General features: G+C 65.8%; 10 protein-coding genes and 1 pseudogene. 4 read left to right on the plus strand and 7 right to left on the minus strand.

Annotated elements, in window-relative coordinates:
• On the minus strand, positions 1 to 262 hold a 262-nt coding region (locus tag GORHZ_RS12605; RefSeq protein WP_006333537.1), incomplete at its 3' end, for a nuclear transport factor 2 family protein.
• A 74-nt stretch (positions 263 to 336) separates the two neighbouring features.
• On the opposite strand from GORHZ_RS12605, the gene GORHZ_RS12610 reads away from it, so the two are divergent.
• Positions 337 to 558: a hypothetical protein gene (locus tag GORHZ_RS12610; RefSeq protein ID WP_006333539.1), complete on the plus strand. Its 222-nt coding sequence runs from the start codon at positions 337 to 339 to the stop codon at positions 556 to 558.
• Positions 559 to 592: 34 nt separating this feature from the next.
• Here the strand turns inward: GORHZ_RS12610 and GORHZ_RS31955 are convergent.
• Positions 593 to 727: pseudogene (locus tag GORHZ_RS31955) on the minus strand (acyl-CoA dehydrogenase family protein); the annotation flags it as partial.
• A gap of 118 nt (positions 728 to 845) precedes the next feature.
• Between GORHZ_RS31955 and GORHZ_RS12615 the strand changes: the two are divergent.
• Both GORHZ_RS12615 and GORHZ_RS12620 read left to right on the plus strand, forming a co-directional pair.
• Positions 846 to 2417: an HNH endonuclease signature motif containing protein gene (locus tag GORHZ_RS12615; protein WP_006333546.1), complete on the plus strand. Its 1572-nt coding sequence runs from the start codon at positions 846 to 848 to the stop codon at positions 2415 to 2417.
• 131 nt (positions 2418 to 2548) lie between these two features.
• Positions 2549 to 3310 (plus strand): hypothetical protein, encoded by a 762-nt coding sequence (locus GORHZ_RS12620; protein ID WP_157205159.1) that lies wholly within the window; start codon positions 2549 to 2551, stop codon positions 3308 to 3310.
• A 47-nt stretch (positions 3311 to 3357) separates the two neighbouring features.
• Here GORHZ_RS12620 and ppsA read toward each other — a convergent pair whose 3' ends face one another.
• The 3 genes from ppsA to GORHZ_RS12635 form a co-directional block, all read right to left on the minus strand.
• The gene (ppsA, locus tag GORHZ_RS12625; RefSeq protein ID WP_006333548.1) at positions 3358 to 5739 is read right to left on the minus strand and encodes a phosphoenolpyruvate synthase; all 2382 of its coding nucleotides are present in this window, start codon (positions 5737 to 5739) and stop codon (positions 3358 to 3360) included.
• 11 nt (positions 5740 to 5750) lie between these two features.
• Positions 5751 to 6590, minus strand: a complete 840-nt coding sequence (locus tag GORHZ_RS12630; protein ID WP_006333549.1) for a pyruvate, water dikinase regulatory protein — start codon at positions 6588 to 6590, stop codon at positions 5751 to 5753.
• 139 nt (positions 6591 to 6729) lie between these two features.
• Positions 6730 to 7926 carry an acyl-CoA dehydrogenase family protein gene (locus GORHZ_RS12635; RefSeq protein WP_006333550.1) on the minus strand — a complete coding sequence of 399 codons (1197 nt, stop codon included), beginning with the start codon at positions 7924 to 7926 and terminating at the stop codon, positions 6730 to 6732.
• 63 nt (positions 7927 to 7989) lie between these two features.
• On the opposite strand from GORHZ_RS12635, the gene GORHZ_RS12640 reads away from it, so the two are divergent.
• Positions 7990 to 8322 carry a TfoX/Sxy family protein gene (locus GORHZ_RS12640; RefSeq protein WP_006333551.1) on the plus strand — a complete coding sequence of 111 codons (333 nt, stop codon included), beginning with the start codon at positions 7990 to 7992 and terminating at the stop codon, positions 8320 to 8322.
• 243 nt (positions 8323 to 8565) lie between these two features.
• On the opposite strand, the gene GORHZ_RS12645 is transcribed toward GORHZ_RS12640, so the two are convergent.
• On the minus strand, positions 8566 to 9288 hold the full coding sequence (locus tag GORHZ_RS12645; protein ID WP_040531698.1) for a hypothetical protein: 723 nt from the start codon (positions 9286 to 9288) through the stop codon (positions 8566 to 8568).
• A gap of 420 nt (positions 9289 to 9708) precedes the next feature.
• The gene (leuS, locus tag GORHZ_RS12650) at positions 9709 to 12588 is read right to left on the minus strand and encodes a leucine--tRNA ligase (RefSeq protein WP_040531701.1); all 2880 of its coding nucleotides are present in this window, start codon (positions 12586 to 12588) and stop codon (positions 9709 to 9711) included.
• Positions 12589 to 12777: the final 189 nt, after the last annotated feature.

The following is a 12777-nucleotide window of genomic DNA, read 5'->3' on the forward strand; positions in this document are numbered from 1 at the left end:
TGAACTCGAAGACCGCGGTGTCGCCGGCGATCCTGGACCAGTTCAGCGCCGCGGTCCGCTCATCCATCCCGGTGATGACCGAGTAGAACTCGATCAGTTGCTCCCGCGTGCTGCGCAGGTCGGCGCCGATCGGGTCCTCGACCGTTGCATTAGCCGCATAGAGGTCGGCGATCTGTTCAGCCGTGCCAGAACTCAGCAGATCGACGTACGCCTCCACCGTCGCGTTGATCTTCTCACTCAAGGTCCCCTGGTCAACCGTCATCGTCTGCCCCTCTGGTCGAAATAGAACGTGTTCTACATCGGACCGTAGCAGCCCGGCCTGGCTACTCTCGACTGGTGCGGTGGGCTATTGCCGGAACCCTTCAGCTCCTGGCCGTCTGGGCGGTCGGGGCTGTCTACGTCCGTCTGTGCCTGGACGCATCCGATTCCCTGCCGTACACGCCGGCGACGGAGTACTGGTACCTGTTCGTCGCCGTGACCGCGTTCGGCGGCGCGATCACGGGGAGCGTCCTCGTTGTGCGGCGTCAGATGAAACGCCATCGCGTGCGGACGAAGTAGTCCGAGCGCGCCCCGAGCATCAAGCGGCTACTTCAGATCCGTGCTGGACTTCCCGAGCGCTGTCGTAGTCGATCGGATGCCCGGCCTCGGTGAGCATGCGCCGCAGTTCCTCAAGGGCCGCGCGGCCCAGCCCGACGGCCATCGCGGCCACCACCGGGCGCGTGTTGTCGCATTTGACTCGGTAGCCGGTCAGCGGCCTGAGACGGTGTTTGCCTCCCCACCCTTGCCTCTGATCAGCGCATACGGTAGTCTTCGAACATACGTTCGAAGCGATCGAGAGGGGCTCGATGACCAGCGACGATGTCACCAGTAATACCGACGCGGAGATTGTCGGGCTCTACCGGGAACTCGATGATCTGTTGGGCCGGATCGCCGCCGCCGAGACCACCCCCGCCTCCTACGACGAGATCGTCACCGTCGCTGAGGTCCATGAACGCTCCGCCCGGCGGATGAGCTTCCTGGGCCTGCAACGGGTGCTGGACTGCTCGGACCGCAACGCCGTCAGCGAGGAAGGCTACCGGTCGATCGGCGATTTCATGGTCGACCGGTTACGGATCACCGACCCCGGCCGCCGCCGCAAGCAGATGGCCGCCCTGCTGGAACTGCACTCGCTGTCTGGGGAGAAGCTCGACGCGCAGTGCCAGACGCTGGCCGAGGCGTTCGCCGAGGGTGCGATCGGGGTGGAGCATGCGGTCACTGTGATCGACGTGCTCGACAAACTGCCCGTCAAGGTCGACGCCAAACAGCGGACGGCGGCGGAAAAGGTGATGGCCGACTACGCCCGCGTGCACACCCCGAAAGAGTTGCGGGTTCTCGGTGCCCGGCTCTTGGCCCACCTCGACCCCGACGGCGCCCTGACCGACGATCAGGACCGGGCCCGACGCCGCAGTCTGCATCTGTCGAAGCAGGACGCGCAGTTGATGAGCACCCTGGAGGGCCGGCTCGATCCGGTTACCCGCGCCTTGTTGGAGGTGGTGCTGGATGCATGGGCTGCCCCGGGGATGAACATGCCTGGGGACGAACTGTCGCCGCAGGGCAACAAGGACGACGCCGACCCCGAACAACTGAAGGCCGCCGCCGAGCGCGACAACCGCACTCCCGGCCAACGCAACCACGACGCCCTGCGCGCGCTGCTCAAGGCGGTCGCCGACGGCGGCCTGCTCGGGAAGAGTCACCGCGGGTTGCCGCCGCATCTGATCATCACCATCAGCGAGACCGAGCTGCGCAAACGGGCCGGGGTGGGGACCACGGCGGGTGGGGCGTTGTTGCCGATCGCTGATGTGATCGAGTTAGCGGCGCAAGCGCAGCAGCATTTGGCGGTGTTCGCCGACCACAGTCCTGAACCTCTGTATCTGGGGAAGGCGAACCGGTTCGCGAATCAGGCGCAACGGATGATGCTGCTCGCGCGCGACGGGGCGACCTGCACCTGTCCGGGCTGTAGTCAACCGTTCACCCGCACCGAAGCCCACCACGCCGAACAAGATTGGGCCGACGGCGGCTACACCGACATCATCGATCTGGCCGCGGCCTGCCCGAAACACAATCGGATGGTCGGCGACAAACCCGGCCAGTGGTCGACCCACATCATCAAAGACGGCCCTGATGCCGGGCGGCCGGCGTGGACCCGTAATACCCGCAGCGGGAAGGGCCGCGCGCGGGTGCGGGTCGATCGCACTCGCGAAGTCGTCGAAGCATTCGCCCGTACCCTCCGCGGTGACACGGCCCGTCCACCGGACAATCGTTGCGGCACAACCGAACCCAAAACACCGACCGGACCGCCTGGTCACCCCGACGAACGGCGACGAATCCCTCGGCTGATCGCCTCGGGATGGGCCGTCAACACCGTCAACCTCGGCTGAATAGTCGTGGCGCCGAGGTTGGCGGTCTCGCGCCAGGGAAATGTGCATAACTCATCGCGTCTCGGCCGCGGTTATCCACAGGTCAACCTCGGCGCCCGAGATCGGGTCGTCGATGCCCGACGATGACATGCATGAACTCGATCGGAGGGCGAATGACCGACCACACCAAAGGTTTCAACGCCGGCCGCGCCGAAGAGGTCGCGCTGGGCATTGCCATGTCTGGCCATGTCCGGCTGTGGCGTGGCGGCGAGCCATCGCTGTGGAAGATCCATGACATGTCGGATTCTGACGAACTGGAGCGACTGCAGGGTTCCGGCGCAATCTCCACCAATCGGTTCGATCGAGCCCATCATCGTGAATCGGCCAGCTTGGACATCGCGAATCAGGTTCTGTGCGTGGGCAAGACGCTCGCGTCGTCACACCGCGGCGGCCTCACACACGGCCATGGAATCTTCATCAAGGTGTCCCCGACGAATGGAACGAAGAAGCACCCGTACCAGAGCTGGGAGTCCGTCGAGGACGTCATCATCCGAGCAACTGACGGGGCGCAGGCGCGAGGAGAGGTTCTCGTGGTCGGCAAGGGCCCTGACCCGCGTGCGGCCGGGCCATCGGTACTGCTCAGCACCTCCACGGTCAATGCCTGGACCTACTCGGTTGTTTCGGCGTCCCCCGCGCCCACCCTCGGAGCATGGGCGGAACACGAATCGGCACCGACGGATAACCGAACCACGTTGGTGGCGACGCTATCTCCGATGTCGCGGGGCGAAGCTGCCGAGCTTGCCGCGGAGGCACTCAAGGAGTGGGGGGTGGAACCCTTCGACGTGGGCATCGCCTACGTCGTCCCTATCGAATTGCTGGCCTCCCCGACTTCGCCGGCGCTGGCCGGGCAGTAGCAAGCTCCCACCGCCGTTCGCAGTGAATGGCGGTGGGAGAGCGGCAATCAGCCCAGAGCGGCCAACCGCGTCCAGGTGTCGACGACGGTGTCGGGGTTGAGTGACATCGACTCGATGCCCTGCTCGAGCAGCCACTCGGCCAGGTCGACGTGGTCGCTCGGTCCCTGCCCGCAGATGCCCACGTACTTGCCGCGGGCCTTGCAGGCCGAAATAGCTGCAGCGAGCATGTGTTTCACAGCTGGGTCACGCTCGTCGAACGACTCCGCGACGAGGGCGGAATCGCGATCGAGCCCGAGCGTCAGCTGCGTCATGTCGTTGGAGCCGATGGAGAAGCCGTCGAAGTGATCGAGGAACGCGTCGGCGATGACGGCGTTGGACGGCACCTCGCACATCATGATCACTTCGAGGCCGTTCTCGCCACGACGCAGGCCGTGCGAGGCGAGCAGCGAGATCACCCCTTCCGCCTCCGTCAGCGTGCGGACGAACGGGATCATGATCTTGACGTTGGTCAGGCCCATCTCGTCGCGGACGTAGCGCAGCGCCGCACATTCCATCGCAAAGCAGTCGGCGAAGTCCTTCGACAGGTACCGAGACGCCCCGCGGTAGCCGATCATCGGGTTCTCCTCGTCGGGCTCGTAGAGATCCCCGCCGACGAGCTTCGCGTACTCGTTGGACTTGAAGTCCGACATGCGCACGATCACCGGATGTGGCGCAAACGCGGCAGCGATCGTCGCGACCCCCTCGGCCACCCGCTGGACGAAGAATTCGCGGGCACTCGGATAGGCAGCGATCGCCTCGCCGATCTGCTCCTTCAGTGGGCCGTCGAGAGTCTCGAAATCGAGCAGGGCCTTGGGATGAATCCCGATCTGGCGGTTGATCACGAACTCCAGTCGCGCCAGGCCGACGCCGTTGTTCGGCAGGCGGGAGAACGCGAACGCCTGCTCAGGCGTGCCGACGTTCATCATGATCTTGGCGCTGATCTCGGGCATCGCGTCGATCGTCGATTCGGTGACGTCGAAGTCGAGCAACCCGTCGTACACGTATCCGGTGTCGCCTTCGGCGCACGAGACGGTCACCTCGCGGCCGGCCTCGAGCGAGCGGGTTGCCGCACCCGTACCGACGACCGCAGGGATGCCGAGCTCGCGGGCGATGATCGCGGCGTGGCAGGTGCGTCCGCCGCGATTGGTGACGATCGCACTGGCTCGCTTCATGATCGGCTCCCAGTCGGGATCGGTCATGTCCGCGACGAGCACCTCACCGGCCTGGAACTCGTGCATCTGTTCCACGGACTCGAGAATGCGGACGGCTCCCGCGCCGATGCGGGCGCCGATCGCGCGGCCTTCGACGAGGACGCTGCCGGTCTCGTTGAGCCGGAACCGCTGCTGGCCGGTAACCGCCGCCCGCGACTGCACCGTCTCGGGGCGAGCCTGGAGGATGTACAGCTCCCCGTCGACGCCATCTTTACCCCACTCGATGTCCATCGGGCGGCCGTAGTGTTCCTCGATCAACAGCGCCTGACGGGCCAGTGCCTCTACTTCGGCGTCGGCGAGGCTGAGCAGGCGCCGATCGGCGGGCTCGACGTCGACGAACTCGGTCGTGCGGCCGACCGACCGGTCGTCGGTGTAGACCATCTTGGTGGCCTTCGACCCGACGCCGCGTTTGAGCACAGCGGGACGAGCCGCGCGCAGGGCAGGCTTGTAGACGTAGAACTCGTCGGGGTTCACCGCGCCTTGGACGACCGCCTCGCCCAGTCCGTACGACGACGTCACGAAGACGGCGTCGGGGAAGCCGGACTCGGTATCGATGGTGAACATGACCCCGGAGGCGCCGATGTCGGAGCGCACCATCTTCTGCACGCCCGCCGAGAGGGCAACGGCGTCGTGGTCGAACTTGTGATGAACCCGGTAGGCGATCGCGCGATCGTTGTAGAGCGATGCGAACACCTCTCGCATCGCCTGCAGGATCGCGTCGATACCGCGCACGTTGAGGAAGGTCTCCTGCTGCCCGGCGAACGACGCATCCGGAAGGTCCTCGGCGGTCGCACTGGATCGCACGGCGAACGACGCCTCGTCCGAGCCGCCCGACAACTCAGTGAACGCTGTCCGGATGTCGGCCTCGAGGTCGGTGGGGAACGGCTGAGCCATCACGGCCGCCCGGATCGCACGTCCGGCCTCGGCCAGCGCCTGCACGTCGTCGGTGTCGAGGTCGGCGAGACGGGCACTGATCCGGCCGGCCAGGCTGGTGCCGGAGCTGTCGGGCCTGCTCAGGAACTCGCGATAAGCGTCGGCCGTCGTCGCGAAGCCGTTGGGGACCCGCACCCCGACACTGGTCAGATTCCGGACCATTTCACCGAGGGACGCATTCTTCCCGCCGACTTCCTCGAGGTCTGCGAGGCCGAGGTCGGCGAACCACCGGACGTTGTTGTTCATGAAACGGCTCCTCAATGTGCGGGGTGGGACCTGCGAGCGAGCACTTGCAGGATGAGTGTGGACATTTCCTCGACGGATTTCGCCGACGAATCGATGATGGGGAGGTCGTGTGCGCGATACAGCGCTTCTGCACGCTTGAGTTCGTACGTGCACTGCCGCAAGGACGCGTACGTGGAGTCCGGGCGGCGCTCGGACCGGACCGCGCAGAGGCGCGCCGCGCTGGTGATGAGCCCGAAACAGCGGTCGGCGAGGTGCCCGATCGGGCGTGGCAGGTCGGCGCTCGTGAAGTCGTCGTCGATCAGTGGATAGTTCGCGACGCGCAGACCGTGCTGCAGCGCGAGATACATCGTCGTCGGGGTCTTGCCGCAGCGCGACGGTGCCACCAAGATCACGTCTGCCTTGTCCAGTGAGCGAACACTCTGACCGTCGTCGTGCTCGATCGCATACTCGACGGCCTGCATGCGCGCGTTGTAGCGCTTGACGTCGCCGACCCCGTGGAGACGAGCGGGTGTTCGGGCGCCGCGGGTCCCGAGAATGGCCTCCACCTGCTGCATGTGCATGTCGAAAAAGTCGATCAGCGGGGCGCGGGTCTTGACAAGTTCGTGACGCACGTCGTCGAGCGCTGCGGTGGCGAACACGAGCGGTGTCACGCCGCTCTCCATCGTCGCGTCTATTCGACGCACTACCTCCCGGGCATCGTCGGGGGTGGTGATGAACGGGATCAGCGTCCGCTCGAACCGGTGATCGGGAAAGTGCAGCAACAGGGCGTTACCCATGGTCTCGGCACTGATACCGGTGCTGTCGGAGAGGAAGAACACCGGGATCGGTTCGCCATCGTGTGTCGCACTCACCTGGTCGTTTCCCATCGGCCCGGAACACTGGGGCCTCTATCGTTGCGCACGGGTCTCGCGGGCCGACGGGCAGGTCACATAACTCGCCGTTGGGCCGGCGTTCACGTCATCACAAGCAGCGCAGTTCGACGCCGGATATCTACTTCAGATCCGTGCTGGACTTCCCGAGGACCCGCCGCGCGATGATGAGCTGCTGGATCTGCTGGGTTCCCTCGAAGATGTCGAGAATCTTGGCGTCGCGCGCCCACTTCTCCAGCAGGCCGGCCTCCGAGAATCCCGCCGACGCACCGATCTCCACGGCCTTGTTGGTGACGTCGGTGACCATGCGGCCGGCCTTCGCCTTCGACATCGACGCCTCGGTGGAGTTGGGCTGGGAGTTGTCGGCCATCCACGCCGCACGGAGGGTGAGTAGCCAGGAGGCCTCCCAGTCCGATTCGAGGCGGATGAACTCGCTGACCGCGGCGTGCTGCGCGGCGGCCGGCTTGTCGTAGTCGATCGGATGCCCGGCCTCGGTGAGCATGCGCCGCAGTTCCTCGAGCGCCGCGCGGCCCAGCCCGACGGCCATCGCGGCCACCACTGGGCGCGTGTTGTCGAAGGTCTGCATGACGCCGGCGAACGCCTTCTGGGTGTCCACCTCGGGTGAGCCGAGCAGGTTGTCGGCCGGTACCCGCACGTTCTCGAAACGGACCACCGCGGTATCCGACGCCTTGATGCCGAGCTTCTGTTCCAGCCGCACGACGCTGACGCCCTCGGTGTCCATCGGCACCACGAAGCTCTTGATCGCGGCGCGCCCGGCACTACGGTCGACGGTCGCCCACACGACCACGTGATCGGCGCGCGATCCCGACGTGACAAAGATCTTCTCCCCGTTGATCAGGTAGTCCTCACCGTCGCGGGTCGCGGTGGTCGACACCGCCGCGGAATCCGAGCCGAAGCCGGGTTCGGTGATCGCCATCGCGGCCCACACCCCTGAGAATCTCTCGAGTTGCTCGGGGGTCGCCACCGCGGCGATCGCGGCGTTACCCAGACCCTGGCCGGGGATCGAGAGCAGCAGCCCGACGTCGCCCCAGCTCATCTCGCGCGCGGAGATCAGGGCACGCATGTTGGGGCCGTTGACGGTGCCCGCGTCGGTGGTCTGGTCGGCGCCTCCGTCGGTCTCCTTCTCCTTGGCCCGCGACTGCTTCGCCAGCTTGCCCAGCTCGTCGAGCTCCACGGGATAGTCGTGCTCGGCCTTGTCGTATTTGCGCGAGATCGGCCGGAAGATGTGCTCGGCAGCCAGGTGGGTGCGGTCGACCGTCGAATCGAACTTCTTCGGAAGCTCCAGGTTGATACCCATACGCCTATCTTACTGACCGGTAAGTTCTTTTCAACCCTACCGCCCGGGCATACTCTCGAACGCGTGACTTACGACGACGACCTCGCCTACCGGATACGCGGTCTCCTAGCGGAAGAGTGCGGGGTCGACGAGCGGTCGATGTTCGGCGGGCTGGCTTTTCTCATCAACGGGAACATGGCCGTGGCGGCAAGTGGCCAGGGTGGTCTGATGGTCCGGATACCGCCGGAGGAGACCGAGTCGCTCCTCGAGTTCGACCACACCGCCCCGATGGTCATGTCCGGTCGTGAGGCGCGTGGCTGGCTTCGCGTCTCCGACGACGGCATCCGCACCGAGCGTCAGCTGCAGCGCTGGGTCACCATCGGCGCCGCCTACGCGCGCAAGCTGCCGCCGAAGTAACCCCCGCTCCCTCGGATCCCGTGTGCGCCCCACGGCTGTCCCGCGAACACGCACCGCGCTCTGGTCCACGCGCACGTCGCGACGTCCTCGTTTGCCGATGGGGCGCGTTTTGGATTGAGGACAATTCCGATGAAACCGATCGCGCATCTCGCACGTCCAACCGGTTAATTCGTCTTTGGTGATTGCGGCGCAGTAGCCGGCGAGTCGTTCGAGAATTTCGTCTGAGGTTTTGTGCCAGACGAACTATATTGGCCGCTGGCGGGCGATTTCTGGGACGCGGCTGAATCCGGCGCACCAGTCGCGCGCGGCTGGACTTATGGCGCCGAGCAGCCGTAAAGCGTCGCGGTGGCGTGCGGTGACGTTGAGGTCCAGAAGCGGTTCCATATGGGCGACGCGGTTGCGTAGTTTATGGAGCCTGCGCACTCTGTCGGCGATGATCTTTGGGTTACTTTCGTGAGGGAATGCGTTGTGCAGAGCCTGATTCCACAGAATGTTCCGGCGGGTGGTCTCCGCTGGATCGGTCCCTGGTTGCGGCAGGAGTTTGGGCCAGGTGCCGAAAGTGAGTTGGGCGAGTAGGTCATCGTGTGTGATTGCCGCGCCCTTTCGTGCGTGGCCGGGGTCGCGGTCGGCCTCTGCCTCTTCGGCGTGCTTGTGCGCGGTCTTGGCGGCATTCTTCATCATCGCGTTGAGCGGTCGAGCAGCGGAAATGAGCCACTCTGCTGAGTAGTTGCCACCCGAGGTTGTCGGTTGTGTGGAGTTCCATCGGCGTAGCTCTGCGTCGAGGGCGTTGCGCAGAATGACCTCGGTGATGGCCAGGACTTCTTGGAATGCCGAGCCGAGTTGGACGTTCCAGCGGTACACCTCGAGCGCCTTGCGGGGGTCGTTGTTACATCGAACGTTGTAGATCCCCATACGGGAGGGATGCAGTAGCTCGTGTACCTGGAGGATCGTCGAGTGCTTGGGCACATGGGGCAGCCTATAGCGCCCGTAGAAGAACGAAGACCCCCCGCGACCTAGCTGCCGCGGGGGGGACTCCATGTATAAACGAGAGACCTTGTTCTCGTACCTGTTGAACAGGATAGCGGATTGACATGCGTGCTGCCATCCCCCGCGTTGACTCATCGAAAATGCGCGCGTAGGGGTAGTCGTTGCCTCATCTGAAAATGCGCGCGTACGGTGCGCGTCTGCGGTGGCGGTGTGGTCGCCCGCTAAATGAAAGGGGCGTCACAATCTACCTGCAACGCGACCCCGCCGGGCTGGACCGGAACGCGAAGATGCGTTGCGCCGCATGGGGATTCGAATCCAGCCACCCCCACGGCCAGCGGCCGGGGCCGCGGTCTTTGGATTCTCTCGGCGCGAAACTGGGTGCTGTCGGCGCCGGGCGCGTTACGGCACCACGTTGACCATGCGACCCGGCACGACGATGACCTTGCGGGGCTCACCGTCGAGCAGCGGCGCGATCTTCTCGTCGGCCAGGGCGGCGGCCCGCACGGTGGCCTCGTCGGCGTCGGCGGCCACCGTGATGCGGCTGCGGACCTTGCCCTTCACCTGGATCGGGATCTCGATGGTGTCCTCGACCAGCCACTGCTCGTCGGCGACAGGGAACGGGCCGTGGGCCAGCAACGTGTCGTGACCGAGTCGCTGCCACAACTCCTCGGCGATGTGCGGGGCGAGCGGCGCCAGCATCACGATCACCGACTCGACCACCGGCCGCGGCGCACCGGCCGGAAACGCCTTCGTCAGGTGGTTGGTCAGCTCGGTGAGCTTCGCGACCGCGGTGTTGTTGCGCAGATTCGAGAAATCTTCGCGCACACCGGCGGTGGTCTTGTGCAGGATCTTGAGGGTGTCGTCGTCGGGTGCCTCGTCGACGACGCGCACCGCGCCGGACTCCTCGTCGACGACCAGCCGCCACACGCGCTGCAGGAACCGCTGCGCACCGACGACGTCCTTGGTCGCCCACGGCCGCGACTGGTCGAGCGGCCCCATGAACATCTCGTAGACGCGCAGCGTGTCGGCGCCGTAGTCCCGGCAGATGTCGTCGGGGGTCACGGAGTTCTTCAGGGACTTGCCCATCTTGCCGTATTCCTGCTTGACCGGCTCTCCGTTGTAGAAGAACGCGCCGTCGCGCTCGGTCACCTCTTCGGCGGGCACGTAGACGCCGCGCGAATCGGTGTAGGCGAAGGCCTGGATCATGCCCTGGTTGAACAGCTTTCGGTACGGCTCACGGCTCGTCACGTACCCGAGGTCGAAGAGCACCTTGTGCCAGAACCGCGAATAGAGCAGATGCAGCACGGCGTGCTCGACGCCGCCGATGTAGAGGTCGAGCCCGCCCGGATCGTCGGGACCGTGCAACGCCGGACGCGGGCCCATCCAGTAGGCCTCGTTCTCCTTGGCGCAGAGCGTGTCCTCGTTGGTCGGGTCGATGTAGCGCAGCTGATACCAGGAACTGCCCGCCCACTGCGGCATGACGTTCGCGTCACGGGTGTAGGTCTTGGGGCCGTCGCCCAGGTCAAGCTCGACGGTCATCCAGTCGGTGGCCTTGGCCAGCGGCGGCGAAGGTTCGCTGTGCTCGTCGTCGGGGTCGAAGGAGACCGGTGCGTAGTCGTCGACCTCCGGCAGTTCCACCGGCAGCAGGGATTCCGGCAGAGGATGGGCCTGACCCTCGGCGTCGTAGACGATCGGGAACGGCTCACCCCAGTACCGCTGGCGCGCGAACAGCCAGTCGCGCAGCTTGTACTGGATGGTGCCGGTGCCCTTGCCCTCACGTTCCAGCCATTCGATCATCGCGGTCTTCGCGTCGTCGACGGCGAGTCCGTCGAGGAAACCGGAGTTCACCGCCGGCCCGTCGCCGATGTACGCCTCGGCCTGCACATCCAGATCGGAACCGATGACCTCGCGGATCGGCAGTCCGAACACCGTGGCGAACTCGTGGTCGCGGGTGTCATGGGCGGGCACAGCCATGATGGCGCCCGTGCCGTAGCCCATCAACACATAGTCGGCGATGAAGACCGGGATCGCCTCACCGTTGACCGGGTTGGTCGCGAACGTACCGGTGAAGACACCGGTCTTCTCCTTGTTCTCCTGACGTTCCAGATCGGACTTCGCCGCGATCGACGACCGGTAGGCCTTGATCGCCTCGGCCGGGTTGGCGCCGCCGAACGTCCAGCGCTCGTCGGTACCCTCCGGCCACGCCTCGGCGGTCAGCGTGTCGACCAGATCGTGCTCGGGGGACAGCACCATGTACGTGGCACCGAACAGCGTGTCGGGTCGGGTGGTGAAGACCTCGATCGAGGCACCACCAGGCACCGGGAACGCCACCTGCGCACCGCGCGAGCGTCCGATCCAGTTGCGCTGCATGGTCTTGACCTTGTCGGGCCAGTCCAGCAGGTCCAGATCGTCGAGCAGCCGATCGGAGTAGGCGGTGATCCGCATCATCCACTGCCGCAGATGCTTGCGGAACACCGGGAAGTTCCCGCGGTCGCTGCGGCCGTCGGCGGTGACCTCCTCGTTGGCCAGCACAGTGCCCAGACCCGGACACCAGTTGACGAGCGAATCGCTCTGGTAGACGAGCCGATGGGAGTCGACGACCGCACTGCGCTCCGCCGGCGTCAATGCCGACCAGTCGCGCCCGTCGTCGAGCGGGCGCGCACCCGAGGAGAACTCGGCCACCAGTTCGGAGATGCGGCGGGCCTTCTGCTGGTCGGTGTCGTACCAGGCGTTGTAGATCTGGAGGAAGATCCACTGCGTCCACCGGTAGAAGTCGACGTCGGTGGTCGCGACGCGCCGCCGCTCGTCGTGGCCGAGGCCCAGGCGCCGGATCTGACCGAGGTAGCGCTCGATGTTGGCCTCGGTGGTGCTCCGCGGATGTGTTCCGGTCTGCACCGCATACTGCTCGGCGGGCAGACCGAAGGAGTCGAAGCCCATCGTGTGCAGCACGTTCTTGCCGGTCATCCGCTGATAGCGGGCGAAGACGTCGCAGGCGATGAAGCCGAGCGGATGCCCGACGTGCAGACCGGCCCCCGACGGGTACGGGAACATGTCCTGAACGAAGAGTTTGTCTTCCGCGTCGGGCGAGGGCCCGCCGAACGCGCTCAGGTCACCCGCGAGCGGGCCGACGGGATTCGGCGCCTCGTACACGTTCCGGTCCGCCCAGTTCTGCTGCCACCGTGCCTCGATCTCATTGGCGAGCCCCGCGGTGTACCGGTGGCCGGGCACGCCCGGGCCCGCGCCGGTGGTCGGAGTGGTGGAGGAATCAGCTGAAGTCACCCGACCAGCGTAAATCGTGAGCCTGGCCACGATCCAACGGGTCGCCCGACGACCTGGCCCCCCGACCCATCGTATGGTTGTCGGGTGAGTGTTCTGCCTGTGGTCGCCGCTGTCGTCGTGTTCGTGCTGGCGGCGATGTGGGCAAGTGTCGGTGCACTGGGTCTGTCCGGCCGTCTGCGCCGCAACCGT

Source organism: Gordonia rhizosphera NBRC 16068 (genome assembly GCF_000298195.1).
In the GTDB taxonomy this organism is placed as follows: Bacteria; Actinomycetota; Actinomycetes; order Mycobacteriales; family Mycobacteriaceae; genus Gordonia; species Gordonia rhizosphera.